The sequence below is a fragment of the Streptomyces sp. NBC_01707 genome (assembly GCF_041438805.1).
GTDB lineage: Bacteria > Actinomycetota > Actinomycetes > Streptomycetales > Streptomycetaceae > Streptomyces.
On sequence record NZ_CP109191.1, the window covers coordinates 267635 to 285149 of the forward strand.

Sequence of the window (17515 nt, forward strand, 5' to 3'; positions counted from 1 at the left end):
TCCGTGCCGACCTCCGGTCCGCACGGACCCCCGATCTTCCAGGAGTTCCGTTGACAGCCACTCCCGCCGGAGCGCCGGCCGACGTCTGGCGCAGCGTCCCACACCGCATGAGCATCGGCCTGAACCATCAGCTGCGCGACGACGGCTCGCTGCCCTCGGAGAACCTGACGTGCTTCGTGTTCGCCTTCCCTGGCTTGACCGTGGATGTCCCCCGGCTGGAACGCGCGCTAGCCCGGGCGGTGACCGTCAACCCCGCACTCGCCCACCGCTACCGAGTCGACCCGGACTACGGGCCGCAGTACCGAGAAGCGGACTGGCGGCCGACCGTCTACGTGGTCGAGACGACAGGTGCCGATGAGGAGGGGGTGTGGGCAGAAGCCCGCCGCGTCGCGGACGCGGAGATGCTCGCCCCCTTCGACCTACGCGACGGACGCCTGCTGCGGGTCGTTTGCGTGCGCGGTTCGAGCGGCGCGGGAACCGCCCTGGTGATCAAGGTTGACCACACCGTGTGCGACGGACTGTCATACGCCCAGTTGCTCGACGACCTCTCGGTAGCCTACGAGTGCAATGACGAGGCGGAGAACTTTGCCCCCACCCGGCGCCGTGCTTCCCTCGCCAGGGTCGCCGCCGCCGAGCGCCGCATCCTGGCGGGTGCCCAGCGGGATGAGCTGCGGGCGGCATGGCACGATCGGCTACCCGAAGGCGTCCCCGACATGGTGCTCGGCAAACCGACCCCCTGGCGCGCCTGCACGGCGGAGGGCGAGCAGGCCGCGGTCGTACTCACCGGAAGCGCGTACAAGCGGCATGCCCGGCAAGCCGCCGACCTGTCAGTTTCGAGCTTCATGCTCGCCACCGCGAAGCTCCTTCACGCGATGCGCCCAAGTGTGCTCGGACCGGACCTCAGCTTCTTCTCCCCGTTTCCCGGGCGATTCGTGCCCGCGGCCCGGGGCGTGCTCGGCAACTTCGTCAGCGTGCTTCCCGTCACCGTGGATGTCCCGCGCGTCGCCGGACTGCCCGCGACCGTCGAGGCGGTGCGCGAAGGCGTGCTGTGGACGATGCATCACCAGGGCATCCCCTTCGACGCGATCTTGGAAGCGGTGGGGAACGCCGATGCCACGAGCGGGGAATTCGCCTACCAACGCCGGTCGATCTTCTTCTCCGGCAACCCAGTCATGCGACTCGAATTGGAGGGCATAAGAGGCGAGCTGAGCGTGCCGACTTTGACGGACGCGATGTTTGACCTCAGTCTGTGGATCTCCGACACGGGCAGCGAACTGCGGGTCAGCGGCATCTTCCGCAAGCAGCTCCTCGATCGCGCCCTCGTAGAGGCCTGGCTGGCTGCTCTGTGCTGAGCCCCCGCACCTGGGCTCGCGTCGCCGCCGTCCCGATCGGGTTCTGCCCGGCTCTAGCCGCTTCAGGCGGACCGCAGAACGAACGGCAACGGAACCGGAATCACAGGCTGCGAAGCTGCGATCACTCGAACGGCCAACCCGGCGACGCCGGATGGCCATACGTGTCCCGGACCCGCCCGTGCTGGGCGTGCGTGCAATTGGAGGTTCATCACGTGCTGAAAGTCGAACCGAGCCCACCGCAGCGGCCCTCTGAGGCTGACCTGCCCCGCTTCCTGAAGATCTTGGACGATCCCATGTACGCGTCCCTCGTCGATCTTCAGGACCTGGTGAACTACGAGACGGCCGCATTCTGGCGGGCCCGCCGGGTCAAAGCGCTGCACCTGCCGGTGACCACGTCCTCGATCTCCTCGCCTATGGGCCTCGGCAGCGACTCGCTGCCGGTACAGGTGGACCTGTTCGGCATCCCCACCTACCTTGCCGACTCGATGCAGTTCCTGCTGGAGTACGGCTGCCGTATCGCAGACACCGGCTGCTACTACCTGATGCCCAGTTTCCGGGGCGAGGAGACGGACGCCACCCACCTCAGCCAGTTCTTCCACAGCGAAGCTGAGATCCCCGGCGGCTTGGACGACGTCATCGACGTTGCCGACGCCTACCTGCGTCATCTCACGGAGGCGGTCCTGCGCGAGCTGGAGGCCCCGGTCGCTCAGATCGCCGGCGGCGTCGAGCACCTCACCGACTTCCTGGCCAAGCCCACCACCCGCATGACGTTCGACGATGCCGTGGCCACCCTCGACGGCTCCGACGAGTACTTCGAGTTCCACGACGGGTGGCGCACCATCACCCGGGCGGGCGAACGCCGACTGATGGAACTGCACGGTCCGGCCGTTTGGCTGACCCACTTCGACCAACTGTCTGTGCCGTTCTACCAGGCCCACGACAACACCGGTCTCAAGGCCCTCAACGCCGACCTGCTGATCGGCCCGGGTGAGGTCATCGGCTGCGGCGAGCGCCACACCGAGGCCGCCCAGGCCCACAACGCCCTCACCGCGCACGGCGTCAGCCCAGACGACTACGACTGGTACCTGCGCATGAAGAAGGACAAGCCTCTGCACACCAGCGGCTTCGGGATGGGCGTCGAGCGCTTCTTCATGTGGGTGCTCCGCCACGACGACGTACGCGACCTGCAACTCCTGGAGCGCGCCAACGGCGTGCTCACCACCCCTTGACCCTCACCACCCCCTGACCCTCGCCACCGTCGCCGGCCCGGCGGCACCGCAACTCGTCCACCAAGGAGAAAACCTTCATGAATCTTGGCGACCTGACCGCTCAGCAGATCCGCTCCATGAACTACAACGAACTGATCTCCGTCGTGCGGGAGACCAACCGGCCGCCCGGTGGCGTCAGGACCATCTCGAACCTCGCCGCCCGTGCCCATCTCGGCAAGGACAGCCACGTCCTGGAAATCGGAACCAGCACCGGCATCACGGCCATTGAGCTGGCCCGGCTGGTGGGCTGCCGCGTCACGGCGATCGACATCAACGAGCGCAGTATCGCCGAGGCCCGCCGCCGTGCCGAGAGCCTCGGTGTGGCGCACCTCATCACCTTCGAGGTCAACGACGCCACTGCGACGGGCTACCCCGACGACACCTTCGACATGGTCTTCTGCGGCAATGTGACCTCCCTCATCCCCGACCGCGCGCAGGCACTTGCCGAGTACTCCCGAGTGGTCAAGCCTGGAGGCTTCATCGCAGCAATCCCGATGTATTACGTGAAGCAGCCCTCCGAGCAGCTGCTCGCGGACGTCACCGCAGCGATCCAGGTGACGGTCGAGCCACTCGAGGAGGCCTACTGGCTGGACTTCTTCCTCGGCGATGGCCGCGTCCCGTTCACCCAGGAGCAGTACACCTTCGACTGGATCTCCGACGAGGTAGTGGACTCTTTCGTCCGCGACATCCTCGCCCGACCGCACCTTGACGAGCTGTCGGCCGAGGCTCGTGAGGCTCTGGTGGAGCAGTACGCGGTCTACATGCGCCTGTTCCGCGACAACCTCTCCGAGATGGGCTACACCGAGCTGCTGGTGCGCTGCGAGGTTGACGAGCTGGGCGAGCCCGAGCTCTTCACTGCCAGCCCGGTACTCCCGCGTTCTTGACGCCCTCAGTCGGCACCGGACTTCCCTCCGTCCGGTGCCGGCCCGCCCGCCGTCGAGAGCGGGAACGCCCGTCCCGAAAGAGGCAACCGTCCGTGAAGCTTCCTCCGTTCGTCCACGTGGCGCCGAGCCGCCTCGGCGACGCGGTGGCCCACCTTGCCGAGGCCGCACCACGCGAGGCCCTGCCACTGGCGGGCGGCCAGAGCCTGATCCCGCTGATGGCGTCCCGGGCCCGCACCCCGCGCGTCCTCGTGGACCTTTGCGACCTGCGGGAACTGACCGGCGTGACAGAACGGGACGACTGCCTCGTGGCGGGCGCCATGACCCGCCAACACGCGCTGGCCGCGGACCCCCGGATTCAGGACATGGTTCCCCTTGTTGCCGACGCCGCCGCCTACACCGGACACGCCTCGGTACGGCACCGTGGCACCCTCGGCGGCACGCTCTCCCTTGCCGCACCTGCCGCGCAACTGATCACCGCCGCTCACGCTCTCGACGCCCGGCTCCTCCTCACCGGCCCTGGTGGGGACCGTGAATGCGCCCTGCGGACTTGGCTGCGCGGCCCGTACACCACAGGACTGCGGCACGGCGAACTCCTCACCGCCGTGGCCCTACCCCTGCGTAGGACAGGCAGCGGGCACGCCCTACGGCAGATGGTCCACCCGGCTGGCGGGCGGCCTGTCGCCTGTGTCGCCGCGATCGTGGATACCGCCCCGGACGGCACCGTACGGCGGGCCGAACTCACGGTTAGCACAAGGGTGTCCACGCCTTCTTCGGTCGACGTGACTGCCCGGCTTGCCGAGGCATCCGACTCTGCCGAGGCGACCGTTCCGGCCGACGTCGAGCAGGAGCGCGGGGCACCTCCGGCGACGTACTGCCGCCGCGCGGTACGCGTCCTGGCCGATCAGGCGCTGACCGAGGCGATCACCAGGGCACGCCGTCCGGACCCCAGGGCACTGCTCATCCCGAGGTGGGAGACACCATGACCTCCGAACCTACCCTCAGCGCTGAGTCGCGCGCAGGCCGGACACACCGGTCGAACTGCCGCACTCTGGCCGACCACCTGCGTGGCTGCCTCGGCCGCAAGTCGGTCCGGTTGGGCTGCGAGGACGGCGTCTGCGGCTCCTGCACCGTCGTCCTGGACGGCCGTACTGCCCGCTCGTGCACCATCCTCGCCCCGCAGGCAGAGGGACTCACAGTCCACACTGCAGAGGACACCGGAGACGCGCTGATGCGGCACCTGCGCGAGGTGCTGTGGGCTGAGCACGCCTTCCAGTGCGGATTCTGTGCCGCGGGCTTCCTTATGGAGATTCACGCCCTGCTCAGCGAAAACCTCAACGCGACCGAGGAGGAGATCCGGCGGAGACTGGCGGGCAATCTGTGCCGCTGCACCGGGTACGAGAGCATCGTCCGGGCGACGCTCACCGCCGCACAGACATACGCGCCGGGCCCGGCCTCCGACGGACACCCGGCCGCCGAAGCCACCGCGCTCCAAGACGCTGCCCCGGCGCATCCCGCCACCATTGATCCCCGAGTCGGCACCAGCGCGCTGCGCGAGGAGGACCGTACCGTCCTCAACGGCACAGCACGCTATATCGCCGACCTCGACGTCCCCGGCACCCTGCACGCGCGTTTTGTGCGCAGCACCCGGCCGCATGCCCGGATAACCGGCATCGACACCACCTCCGCCCGCTCCGTCCCCGGCGTCGTCGCCGTGATCACGGCCGCCGACATGCGCGACACCCACCATCCGATCGTCGTGGCCTGCCCACTTGAGGGCTACATGCCTCCGGCCTTCACCCCACTCGCCGCCGACCGGGTGCGCTTCGAGGGGGATCCGGTCGCCCTCGTCGTCGCCGACGACCCCTGTGTGGCCGAGGAAGCCGCCGAGCTCATCGGCATCGAGTACGACGACCTGCCCCCCGTGCTGGACGCCCGCGCTTCCGCCAGCGGCGCGTACCCACCGCTCTTCGCCGACCTGGACGGCAACGTCCTCTACCGCGAGCATCGCACCCATGGAGACGTGGAGCAGGCGTTCTCCCGGGCTACCCGGGTGGTACGGCACCGCTTGAGCCAGGAGCGCGTGCAGAATGCGCCCCTCGAACCCCGCGGCGGCCTCGCCGCCTACGACCCGCGCAGCGGACGGCTGACCTACGACGTGGCGTCCCAGTCTCCGAACTCGCACCGTGCCTTCCTGTCGCAGGTGCTCGGACTGGACCCGGAACAGGTCCGGGTGCGGGTCCCGGCCAACATGGGCGGCTCGTTCGGCATCAAAGGAGGCGTATTTCGCGAGGACGTGGCTGTGTGCTGGGCAAGCATGCGTCTGCGCCGTCCGGTGCGCTGGATTGAGGACCGCCGCGAGCACCTAACTGCGGCCGGACAGGCCCGCGGCGAGGAGATCGACATCGAGGTGGCGCTTGGCCCGGATGGCGGTCTGCTGGCGCTGCGCGCGGACCTCGTCGTCGACCAGGGTGCCTACCCTGTCCCCCCGATAGCCAGCGCCGTCTTCGTCGCCATTGTTCGTTGCCTGATCCCCAACTGCTACCGCGTGCCGGCCTACGAGTTCACCGGCCGCCTGGTCCTCACCAACCGCACCCCGTACGTCGCCTACCGTGGCCCCTGGGAGATGGCCACCTTCGCCGCGGAACGCACCATGGATCTAGTCGCCCGCGCCTTGAACGAGGAGCCCGTCGACTACCGGCTGCGCCACCTGGCTCCGGTCGACGGACCGGACCCGCGCATGATCACCGGTGCCCGCCTGGTCGATGTGCCCGAACTAGGCTGGACCCTGGGCCGCGCCCGGCGTGAGGCGGCCCTGGAGGAGTTCAGGGACCGGCAGGAACGGGCGCGGGCTGAGGGCCGCCTGCTTGGTCTCGGCATCACCTCTCTGCTGGAACCTGCGCCCGGCCCGTGGAGCCTGCACGAGGCAATGGGCGCCCACATGGGGCCGGAACCCGTCCGACTACTGTTCACCCCGGCAGGCCGGCTGGAGGTCAGAACCGGACAGATCCCGCACGGCCAGGGCCACGTCACCACGCTCGCGCAGATCGCCGCGGACACTCTGGGTTTGCCGCTGGACGCCGTCGACGTCATCTTCGGCGACACCGCGGCCGTCCCCTACAGCCTGGCCGGGACCGGAGCCAGCCGCGCCGCTGCCCTCGCGGGTGGGGGAGTGCTGCGTGCCGCGCGCACCCTGCGCCACCGCCTGCTCGCTGCTGCGGCGGCCCGCAGCGGACACCGTGTCGACGAGCTGGACGTTGCCGCCGGACACGTAGTCACGGCCCGCGACGGCCGTACCCTGTGCTCGCTCACTGCTCTGGCCGCCGAGTACGCCGCCACACCGCAGGGACGGACCCGACTGGACGTGTCCCAGGTGTTCGACAGCGAAGAAACCGGTTGGGCAGAAGCCACCCACTGCTGCTGGGTGGAAGTCGACGCGGACCTCGGCACGGTCGCCGTACTCCGCTACCTGATTGTGGCGGACAGCGGACGCATCATCAACCCGGCCGTCGCGGATGGCCAGTTGCGCGGCGGGGTCGTCCAGGGCATCGGCACGGTGCTGCACGAGAGGTCTGGTTACGGCCTCGACGGCAGACAGCTCTCCCGCGACCTCACCGAGTACCTCCTACCCACCTCGCTCAGCGCTCCGGCCATCGACATTCTCCACCTGGAGTCGCAGCGCCCAGGCGACGTTCCCTTCCGCGGACTCGGTGAGGGTGGCGCCGTGCTGGCCCCCGCCGCTGTGGTCGGTGCGGTCGAGGACGCGCTCGCCCATCTGGGCGTCCGTCTCACCGAACGTCACCTGCCGCCCTGGCGGGTGCTGGAGATGCTGGCGGCCCAGCGCATCCCGACAGCTGCACCGGAGTACCGATGAAACTGAGCAAGATTCCGCACGGTGAACAACTGGGCGGCCCCTTCCCTGATCCGCATACTGACGCCGACCTGCCGCACCACCTCGGCCTCACCCGCTTCACCGACGCTGGCTTCCCCTGGTTTTCCCCGGTCGGCCAACGCCTGATCACCCGTATCCAGGGAATCGTGCGCGACGAGATGGAACGCGTCGGCTACACAGAGTTCCGCGGACCGGCCATCAGCCGAGTGGACACCGTGGCGCCAGCCGGCTGGCTGGAAAGGTTCGGTGACGAACTCATCGACTTCGCCCCGCCGTTCGACCAATACACCCTAGCCGCCACCAGCGAGGAACCGCTGCTGGCGTACCTCGGCTCCGCCGGCCTGACTTCCCACCGGCAGTTGCCAATGCGTCTGTTCGAGTTCCGGGAGATCTTCCGCTTCCGGGACCGGCCGCAGGGCATCTACAACTCCCGGCAGTTCCAGTGCTGTCTGTTTGCCAGCCTGGACGCCGACCACGCCGGATACCTGCGCAGCGCGGCCCACGCCCAACGCACCGTCCGCGCGGTCCTGAAACGGCTGCACCTGCGTGCTGAACTTGTCAGCGACGCATCGACCGGCGGCTTCGAGTTCATCTTCCCCTATGCCCGCGGCGACCGGCCGCGTAGCCGCACCATCCCCTACCACCGAGACCCCTCGCGCCCCACCACCGCGGAGGACGACGTCCCGCAGGGCGGCATCGCGATGGGCTACGGCTATGCCCACGTGTCCTCCTTCGACGTCCGCTTCCGCGATGCGGACAATCAATTGCGCACCCCGGTCATGGGAACCTACGGCCTGGGCGTCCAGCGGTGCGTCCTCGCGCTGCTGGAGCAGCACCGCACCCCAAACGGAGTCGCGCTGCCCGCCGCCGTACGCCCCTTCGACGTACTGGTCACAGCACAGGGCAGAAGTCCCGCCGCTACCGAGGCAGCCGAGTGCATCTACGACGACCTGGTCGCGGGAGGCCTCAGCGTCGTCCTCGACGACCGCCATGGTGCCTCCATGGGCAGGCGCATGCGATTCGCGGACCAGGTCGGCGTGCCCTGGCGCGTGGTGATCAACTCCGCAGGGACCGTGGGATTGCGTGCCGCGCGCGGCTCGGACGAACCCGAACGCGAACTGACCAGCACCGCCCTGCTGGAATACATGATCCTGCGCGGCCACGAGGAGTGGGCGGACCTGCAGTCCTTCCCCGTCGAGACAACAGGAGCAAGCCAATGACCGCACCGAGCGCGACCACCACGGCAGATCCGAAGCACGCCGACCGGGCCCGTTGGCCCGCGCTGCTGCCCGCGAACGCCACCCTGGGCGTGTGGGCACCGAGCAGTCCGGCACCCGTGCTCTTTCCCCGCCGTTTCGCGCGCGGTCTCGCGTCACTGCGTGAGCGCGGGTACACCGTGGTCGTGGGGGAGTCCTGCCGTGCCGCGCAGGGAGCAGGCACCCTGCCGCCGCAGGCGCTCGCCGAGGAACTGCATGGCCTGCTGGAGGAGACCGCAGGTGTGATTGCGGCCGTCGGCGGGTGGACACTGACCCCTGTCCTCCCGTACTTGGACTTTGACCGCATCGGCCGGGCCGGCAAGCCACTGATCGGGTACAGCGATCTGACGTCCCTGGTGAACCTGGTGCCCCGGCGTTCCGGGCTGGTCGCCTTTCACGGCCCGATGGTCGTCTCGGAATGGGGCGAGTGCGCTGGCCCTTGGGAGCTGACGGCGGCTGAGTTCGACCAGGTGCTGGGTCGGGACCACTCCTGGATCGAGCGGCAGGTGGGCACGGCGGGACAGGCGGAACAGTGGTCGGACGAGAATCTCTTCTGGGACCGCGACGACGATCGCCGCAGGCAGGGAAACAGCGGTGAGCAGCCGCCGCGGACCCTGCGGACCGGAGAGGCGACGGGACCCCTGTGGGGTGGCTCCTTGCTGGTGCTGGGCTTGTTGCTCGGAACGGACCTGTGGCCCGATCCGGCCCCCGGCTCGATCGTCTTCCTGGAGGCCGACGGTCTACCCCCGGACGAACTTTGGGCACGACTGGAGCAGTTCCGGCTGGCCGGGGTCTTCGACCGCGCCGACGGTGTGATCATGGGTAAGATTAGCAACCCTCGAGCGACACCTTTCGGCTACACCGGTTACGACGACGTCCTGCGCCGTACGCTGCCGTCTTCGATCCCCGTCGCCGCGGGCTTCGACCTGGGCCACGCGGACCCGATGTCCACCCTGCCAGTTGGCGGCCGGGCACGTCTGACCTGCCGGGACACGGCCACACCGACACTGAGCCTGCTGCGTGAACCGTCCCAGTGACCTGGATTACCGCGCAGATGGTCCTGATATCCCCCAGTGGATCACCGTCCCGCAGCACATCCCACCGTGCGCTGCGCGAGGCCAGCGGCCGTTACGTGTTGGCTGGGTCCACGCGGCGGAGTCCCACGACGGCACCGGCGGCGACGAGGAAAGTCGCCGGCCTGATGCGGCGGCGCCCGAGGCATGGGAGCGTTTCGGTTCGTTCCGTTTCCTCCCTCTCAAGGGTTTGCGGGCAGCCTTCCGTCGACTGCGCAAGAAGAAGTGCTTACCAACACAGAGCCTTTGGGCTGAGCACATACATGTGCGCTGATTCGTGATTGTTGAGGAAGGATGCGATGATGCAGAGTTCGATTTCCCATGGTGCTCTCGAGGGAGTGGAGTATCCGTGACTTCTGATGATGCTCTTTTGGAGGGTGTGGATCCTTACGGTGCCCAGGTTTTGCGTGAACCCGCAGACACCTACGCGAAAATTCGAGAGGCAGGTCCTGCGGTCTACTCTCATGATCGAAAAGTTTGGCTCGTAGGTCGATATGACTCTGCATCTCAAGTGTTGCGGAATTATCGTGAATTCCGCTCCGGGCTCGGGGCAGGCTATACGCGGGTGCCGGAGCACGGAAATAACTACCCACTGGTTGACAGCGATCCGCCTCGCCATACGCGTGTTCGACGCTCCGTTCAGCCAGAGTTCGGCCGTGAGTCGATGGAGAAGCTTCGTCCGGTAGTCCGCGCAGTTGCTGTCGGATTGGTGGAGGCGGCCACTGTGGCCGGCCAGATCGACGCCGTTTCCATGTTTGCGTCACGACTGCCCGATCTGTCTACCCGGCTGCTCACTGGTGTTGAGCCACCCGATTCCCTCACTATGCAGGCCTGGAGCAACGCGGTGGGCCAACTGCATGGCCCGAATCTTGACCCGCGCGAGAGCGACTTGGCTTTTCAGGCGTTCAACTGGCTGTCCAATGAGGGCGTGGCTATGTTGCCGAAGCACTGCATGGGGCACCGTATTATGGAAGAAGGTGGAACAAACGGTGCCCTGGCAGACTCTGAGCGGTTGACGATGCTTTTCTCCATCTGGTTGGCTGGCATCGATTCCTCAAGCGGGCTTATTGGTAATGCAGTGAATGCCTTCGCCGAGTTTCCTGATCAATGGGATGCTGTCCGCGCCGACCCCAGACTGATTCCGAACGCTGTGGAGGAATTGATGCGCTGGGACTCGCCGCTGCGCTCTGTGTACCGCCGCACGGTTGCCCAAGTGGACGTTGGTGGGATTGTCATTCCCGCTGATGCGGACGTGTGCGTGCTGATACCGCCCGCCAATCGTGATCCACGTAGATTCACCGAACCAGACCGCTTGGATATCAGCCGCGTCGACGCCAAGGCGCATCTAGCCCTCGGCGCATCGATCCACCTTTGTGTGGGAGCTCCTCTCGCGAGGATGGAGGCGGTCGAGTTTCTTACAGCTTTGTCCCGACGAGTCCGCCGCATTGAGCGCACCGGGCCTGCGATTCGTGCGGCAAGCCAGACTATGAGCAAGTTTGAGTCGTTGCCGGTACGGCTTATCGCCGGCTGATCCCTGGGCCGGGGGCATCGGGCGGGAGGAACCCCCGTAGTAGCGATTGACCGTGAGTCCCGACCTTGCCGTCGTAGCCCTTGGCGGTGTCTTCAAAATCTTGAGTGATGGATCATAGGCAGGTGATACGTCGCCATGAACTGTCGGATGCGGAGTGGGAGTTCGTCCGGCCGCTGCATACCCGGTTCCTCCGGTGGGCTCTGGACGGCACGTCTGAGCGGATGCTTCAGGCTGCGCAGGTGAGAGCGGATGCGGCGGGGGACATCGACTGGCTCGTGTTGGTCGGCTCCACCGTCGTACGACAAGGCCACCGAGTCCTACCAGGCAGCCGTCACCCTCGCATCGCTCCTAGCGTGAGCGTGATATTTGAAGACAACTCCTAGCTTGATCTTCAACCTGTGCGGCGGGGCCGTGGTGTCGCGGACTTTTTGGGTTCTCGGGTTCGTGGTGTCTGTTTTGCGGACTGTGTGCACGTCGTGGCGTGGGGTGGGTCGGGTGTTCTTGCGGCCTGGGGGGGCGTCCGGGGCCGGGGCGGGAGGGTTTCGGTGCTTGAGCTGGGCAGGCGGCTTTGGGGTGGATGTGCTGAAAGTTGCGGTGTACTCGGGCGGGGGTGAGCCTGTCCGGTGGTGTTGGTCTCTCCCACGGCCGGCGTAGGTCGGCTGCCAGTGTTCGGGCGAGTCGTAGTCGGGTGTAGGCGGCGAGGATGAGCCAGGTCTGTCGCACCTACGGTCGGGGCAAGGGCCAGCACATCCCGGTCCCAGGCTGGCCGTACTCGATCGTCTGCGCGCTCGAGCCGGGCCGCACCTCATGGACCGCACCGCTGGCCCCACTGCGTCTGAGACAGGATGCGTTCCGGTGAGGTGTGGGCGTCGGGCCGCAGCCAGCAGGTGAGGTCGACGGCCAGGACCAGCCGGCCGTCGGCAGCCCGCGACGGTGGAACCCCGGCCAGTGCCCGCAGGAGCCGGCCGGTATCTGCCCGTCCATGCGCCACAGCCGCGTAGAGCCCGCCATGACCGCGGCGGTGTTCACCCACCAACGACAGCTCGGCCAGCGATCCCACCGGCCCGTCGCCGCACAGAACGGCATCAGCCAGCTCGAACAAAACGTCCGAACGAGCGGTCAGACAGGCGCAGAACACGCGCGCGCGTGTTCCTTGGTCGGAGCACATGATCAGACGAAGGCCGCCTCCATGTACGGCGGTTACCGAACCGGGTGATCAACTTCGACGCAACCTTCGACGACGGACGTTAAAGATCAAGCTAGGGGCTGGCCACCCTAGTGGTCTGGCTCCGAACATGATTCGACAGCGAGGTCTACAAGAAGCGCATCACCGTCGAACGCGCCATCAGCCGCCTCAAGGGCCCACACCTTCACCTCGGCCGAGAGCCCGGGTGAGGACTTCACCTTCCTCTACTTCGGCGACGCCCAGAACGACCCGTCGTCGAGGTGGGCCCCCGGTGGTGAAGCAGGCGTACGGGCGCCCCCCCGACGCGGTCGGCAGCGTCAACGCCAGCATCGGTGACGGCCGTTCGATGGCGGCCCCCGCCGTGGCTTTCCGCATGCAGCCAGGACCCTCCGGACCCGGAGAAGCTGTGGCTGGAGATGCAGAGCCGCTGGCTCGACGAGATCCTCGAAAGCGACCCCAACAATGGGGCCGTCGCAGTGTTCCACCAGCCCGTCTTCTCGGCCGCCGCCGGCCGTGACGAGAAGCCGGTCCGCGATGCGTGGCTGCCGGCCTTGCAGCGCAATGACATCGACCTTCCGGTGTGCCGAGTACGGGCATGGCCCGTCCGTGACCCCTCACCCGCCTGCGGCCGGAACCTCAAATCGGCCCGCCCGGTGTTCGCGGGCGATCTCCTCCAGCCGGGTCCGGTCCAGCTTGCCGCTGAGCGTGAGGGGCATCCCGGACAGCTCAAGGAACTTGACCGGCACCATGTGCGCGGGCAGGAACGCGGCCAACTTCCCGGGCAGCTGTCCCGCCACGTCCGAGCCGCCGTCCGTATCCCGGGGCACGAAGCAGGCCACCAGCATGGGTTCGCCCCGCCGACTCGGCACCATCACCACTGCACCAGCCACAACCCCGGCACACTGCTGGAGGCGGCTCTCGATCTCGCCCAGCTCCACGCGCATCCCGCGCACCTTGACCTGACGGTCAACCCGGCCTAGGTAGCGCAGCGTGCCGTCGCCTTTCCGGACAGCGAGGTCCCCGGTCTTATACCACACGGAGCCGTTGGCGCTACGCAAGAACACCCGTGAGGTCAGATCGGGACGGCCGAGATAGCCCTCTGCGATACCGCGGGCGAGGTGGATTTCCCCGATCTCCCCATCAGGCACGGCTTGTCCGTCCGCGAAGAGTTCCACGTCGACATGCGGGAGGGCGGTGCCGATGGGCGTGCCCGGCGCGTCGTGCTGTGCCAGCACCCGCGGGGTGAGTTCCTGGCATGTCGCGTACACCGTGCCCTCGGTCGGCCCGTACAGGTTGTGGTAGCGAGCCTTCGGGGACAACCCCAGCGCCGACCAGCGCGCCACCATCGCTGGCTCCACTGGCTCACCCGCCAGCAGCACCCGGCGCAGGTCGGGAAAGGCCGCGCCGGTTCGCTCGGCGGCGTCGAGTAGGTAGCGGAAGACGGTGGGGACCTGGCTGAGGACTGTGGCGCCCTCCTCTGTCAGTAGGGAGGCTAGGCGCCGTGGATCGCGCAGCGCGGACTCCGGCACCGCCAGCAGACGGGCGCCAGTGACTAGCGGAGCCCAGGACTCCGCCAGGCTCACGTCGAAGCAGGGGGAGGTGGATTGCGCCCAGGCCTCGTCGGGGCCGAGCTCGAAGGTCGCCACAAACCCCTTGAGGAAGGCGGCTAGGCTGGCGTGGGACACCACGACCCCCTTGGGTCGGCCCGTCGAGCCCGACGTGTGAATAACGTAGGCGGTGCCAGCCGGTACCTCGGGGGCGGCGGTCTGTACCGCCGATGACGTGTTCAGGATGAACCCGCCATCGTCCGTAGCCGTCACCACGGCCCGCACGCCTGCGTCGGCGAGCACAAAGTCTTGGCGGGCCTGCGGGTAGGAAGGGTCCACCGGAACGTATCCGCAGCCGTGCTGCCAGATGCCCAGCACGGCCGCGTAGGTGCGCCAGCCGCGCGGCATGCGCACCCCCACGAGCCCCCCGGGCTCGATGCGCGCTCCCTCCAGCAGGCGCCGGACGTGCTCAGCGCCCGCTCCGAGGCCGTCATAGGTGACGACACGCCCAGGCTCGGTCACCGCGATTCTTCCGGGATGGTCGGCAATGATCTTCCCGACCCAGGAATGTACACGGTCATCCATGGCGTCGAACCACCCCTCTGCTGGAAAATCCGTAGTGCGCGAGGGCACTGTCGAGCCGGGACGCTAACGAGCCGGTGAGCGGCTGGTCAACACGTTCCTGGCCCGTTCCGTCCGAGGTGCGAACCCCTTCCGGGCAGGAGAAGAGACCGCGCCGAAATTCAGTGGCCAGAGTTTCGGCCGTACTGGGATCCGATTCTGCGGGAATGCGGGCGACGGCGGCTGGCTGAAGGCGGCCTGAAGCGTTGCCCGAGGCAACCGAGGCGGAACCGAGGCGGAACCAGCGGCAGACACGAATGCCCCGCTGTTCCTGTCCGGTCCGGAAGCCGCGGGGCGGCCCTGGGCCCGCTGAGGAATGCCGCAATTGCTCAGGCTGGCGGCTTTTCGGGCCCCGATACTTTGCTGCTGTGCAGGTCGGTGAGGTGGCCGGGGTATGGCAGGCACCGGACGCACAGGTGATCGTGGGAGACGATAAAGCCGGTTACCCCGTGGCGTCGGCGCACGCCCGGAACGTAGCAGAAGTCGGAGACTCCCCATGCCCCAACGTGACCTTCAGGAGGTCGATCCCGCGGGCCCGCGCAAGCCGGTGTTCCGGGTACTGGGCCCACTGGAGATGTGGAACGAAGACATCCGGATCAACCCGGGGGGCAGCAGACAGCGCCATGTCCTGGCCACGTTGTTGATCTACGCTGACAAGGTGGTCCCGGTCGGACGGCTGGTCCGCGCGGTCTGGGGCGAGGACGTGCCCCATACTGCCGACAATCAGATCCGCAAAATGGTCTGGGACCTGCGGCGGAGACTACCGGCCTCGGTGCCCATCGTCACCGAACCACCGGGCTACCGACTCGTGGTGGGAGAAGGCCAGCTCGACGCCCGCTGCTTTGAGACCCTACTGAGCCGGGCGGAGACCGCGGTTGCCGAGGATCGTGTCGACGCCGCCGTGAAGCACCTGTCCGATGCCCTGGGCCTGTGGCGTGGACGGGCGTTGAGTGGCATGACTGGCTCGGTGGTCACGTCCGGCGGACGCGACTTGGACGAGCGACGGCTTGTGGCGACCGAACGGTGTATCGACCTGCGGCTGGCACGTGGTGAGGCCCGGTCCCTAGTGCCCGACCTGTACTCCTTAGTGGCCGTCCACCCCTTGCATGAAGGGCTGCGTGAGCGACTCATGCTCGCTCTGTACCGGATCGGCCGGCGCGCGGAGGCCCTGGACGTGATGGCGCAGGGGCGTGTTGAACTCGTGGAACTCGGCATCGAGCCGGGCACCGGACTGTGCCGCCTGCAGGAGCGCATCCTCAACGACGACCCGAGCCTCACCCTCCCCGAACCCGAACCTGACTCCAAATCTGAACCGGAGCCTCGGGCAGTGGCCTCCGGTGATGCGCCGACCAGCACCACCTCCGTACCCCCCAAGCACGAAGCCCTCTCCGCTTCCAAGTCCACGGACACGCTTTCCCTCCCGCAGCGGCCACACGGCAACCTCCCCTACGACCTACCTGACTTCACCGGCCGCCGCCGCGAACTCGACGTCCTGATGGAACTCGGCGCCCGAGTCAGCGACCAGACGCCCACAATCGTCACGCTCACCGGCATGCCCGGCGTGGGCAAGACCGCCCTCGCCGTGCACGCCGCCCACCGCCTGTCCGGTGCTTTTCCCGAAGGACAGCTCTTCCTGGACCTGCAGGGGCTCACCCCACACAGCGGCCCGCCCACTCTCGCGGATGCCCTGCAGCACCTGCTGCTCACTCTGGGCACGCCCTCGGACGGCATTCCCGATGATCTCGTAAGCCGGCTGGCGACCTGGCGGCGGGCCGTGGCCGGACGCCGTGTGCTGATGGTCCTGGACGGTGTGGAGGACACGGCAACGATCCGTCCGCTACTGCCGGGTACCGGCGGTTGCCTCGTCATGGTGACCAGCCGCACCGTCGTAGCGGACCTGGATGGGGCTGTCCCGCTGCCCCTGGCCCCGCTACCCGAAGCGGACGCCACCGACCTTCTTGGCCGCATCATCGGCGTTCACCGCATCGGAGACGCCGCCGAAGCCTGTGCCCTGGTCACCGCCTGCGGCCGGCTCCCGCTGGCGGTGCGGATCATGGGTGCCCGGCTCAACAACCGCCGATCCTGGAGCCTGGAGTACGCGGTCCACCGGATGCACCGGCATGATCTGCGGCTGCGCGAACTTACCTTTGCCAACCGCAGCGTGGCCGCCGGGATCGACCAGTGCTACCGCCGGCTGAGCCCCGCTCAGCAGCACCTGTTGCTCACCCTGCGCTCGACGCCGTCTGGCGGGTTCGACGACCGCACCGCCGCGCTTCTCGCGGGCGTCCCCACGACTGAGGCGGAGGACGCCCTGGACGGCCTAGTCGATGCCTGCCTGCTGCAGGCTCTCCCCCACCCAGGCCGCTATGCGCTGCCCGAACTGATCCGCAGCTTCGCCGTCCAGAAGGCCACGGCGGCTGGCTCCGGCACCGGACCCACACTAGCCGCCATGGGTCCGCGCGAACACACCCGGCAGCCCGTGGAGGTCTGACAGCCCTGCCTTGTCAACGATTGGCGGGCTCCGTCTGTGTCGGCGCCCGTCCGGGCCCGCCGGTGGGCGGGGCCGCTTGCGGAATGGCCGCTCAGTGTGCGTCGCGGTCGATGCGGCGGCGCTGGTGCAGGGCGGCCCGCTACGGGTGCGCGCGCCTCCTTGAGTGCTGCGCGGTCTCGCTTGTGGGCGGCCCGCTGAAGCCAGGTCCGACTGTCGTCCTTGAGCGGTTCACCCAGGACGATGAAGCGCTCCGCGATGTCGATGGCGCGTCCGGCAAGCTCCACGCGCCGCACACTGCTTGCCGCTCCAGCGGCCCTGGCTTGGCCTCCCTGCCCCCGGCCGGTTAATCGAGCTGCCTGAGCTGCCCACCGGTGCTCATCAGGTCGCTCGGCACTACCGCTTCACGAGCGGCCCCGC

10 protein-coding genes and 1 pseudogene are annotated in these 17515 nt (G+C 67.9%); 9 read left to right on the plus strand and 2 right to left on the minus strand.

Features of this window, described 5'->3' with window-relative positions:
- Positions 1-50 precede the first annotated feature (50 nt).
- The 8 genes from OG963_RS44065 to OG963_RS44100 all read left to right on the plus strand — a co-directional run bounded on the left by OG963_RS44065 (position 51) and on the right by OG963_RS44100 (position 11253).
- Positions 51-1352: a condensation domain-containing protein gene (locus tag OG963_RS44065; RefSeq protein ID WP_331750267.1), complete on the plus strand. Its 1302-nt coding sequence runs from the start codon at positions 51-53 to the stop codon at positions 1350-1352.
- Positions 1353-1633: 281 nt separating this feature from the next.
- On the plus strand, positions 1634-2581 hold the full coding sequence (locus tag OG963_RS44070; protein WP_371800415.1) for an amino acid--tRNA ligase-related protein: 948 nt from the start codon (positions 1634-1636) through the stop codon (positions 2579-2581).
- A 77-nt stretch (positions 2582-2658) separates the two neighbouring features.
- A complete protein-coding gene (locus OG963_RS44075) occupies positions 2659-3504 on the plus strand; it encodes a class I SAM-dependent methyltransferase (protein WP_331750271.1) in 846 nt (281 codons plus the stop codon).
- A 92-nt stretch (positions 3505-3596) separates the two neighbouring features.
- Positions 3597-4487: an FAD binding domain-containing protein gene (locus OG963_RS44080; protein WP_331750273.1), complete on the plus strand. Its 891-nt coding sequence runs from the start codon at positions 3597-3599 to the stop codon at positions 4485-4487.
- Positions 4484-7375 carry a molybdopterin cofactor-binding domain-containing protein gene (locus OG963_RS44085; protein WP_331750275.1) on the plus strand — a complete coding sequence of 964 codons (2892 nt, stop codon included), beginning with the start codon at positions 4484-4486 and terminating at the stop codon, positions 7373-7375. Before OG963_RS44080 ends, OG963_RS44085 begins: the two co-directional genes overlap by 4 nt.
- Positions 7372-8613 carry a His/Gly/Thr/Pro-type tRNA ligase C-terminal domain-containing protein gene (locus OG963_RS44090; RefSeq protein ID WP_331750277.1) on the plus strand — a complete coding sequence of 414 codons (1242 nt, stop codon included), beginning with the start codon at positions 7372-7374 and terminating at the stop codon, positions 8611-8613. Before OG963_RS44085 ends, OG963_RS44090 begins: the two co-directional genes overlap by 4 nt.
- The gene (locus OG963_RS44095; RefSeq protein ID WP_331750280.1) at positions 8610-9686 is read left to right on the plus strand and encodes an LD-carboxypeptidase; all 1077 of its coding nucleotides are present in this window, start codon (positions 8610-8612) and stop codon (positions 9684-9686) included. The genes OG963_RS44090 and OG963_RS44095 overlap by 4 nt, the downstream gene beginning before the upstream one ends.
- Positions 9687-10071: 385 nt before the next feature.
- Positions 10072-11253 carry a cytochrome P450 gene (locus OG963_RS44100; RefSeq protein WP_331750281.1) on the plus strand — a complete coding sequence of 394 codons (1182 nt, stop codon included), beginning with the start codon at positions 10072-10074 and terminating at the stop codon, positions 11251-11253.
- A 391-nt stretch (positions 11254-11644) separates the two neighbouring features.
- On the opposite strand, the pseudogene OG963_RS44105 reads toward OG963_RS44100, so the two are convergent.
- Positions 11645-12421 (minus strand): annotated as a pseudogene (locus OG963_RS44105) (transposase).
- A gap of 632 nt (positions 12422-13053) precedes the next feature.
- The gene (locus tag OG963_RS44110) at positions 13054-14619 is read right to left on the minus strand and encodes an amino acid adenylation domain-containing protein (RefSeq protein WP_371800416.1); all 1566 of its coding nucleotides are present in this window, start codon (positions 14617-14619) and stop codon (positions 13054-13056) included.
- A gap of 484 nt (positions 14620-15103) precedes the next feature.
- Here OG963_RS44110 and OG963_RS44115 point away from each other — a divergent pair, with 484 nt between their 5' ends.
- Positions 15104-17098: a BTAD domain-containing putative transcriptional regulator gene (locus OG963_RS44115; protein WP_331750286.1), complete on the plus strand. Its 1995-nt coding sequence runs from the start codon at positions 15104-15106 to the stop codon at positions 17096-17098.
- Positions 17099-17515 lie beyond the last annotated feature (417 nt).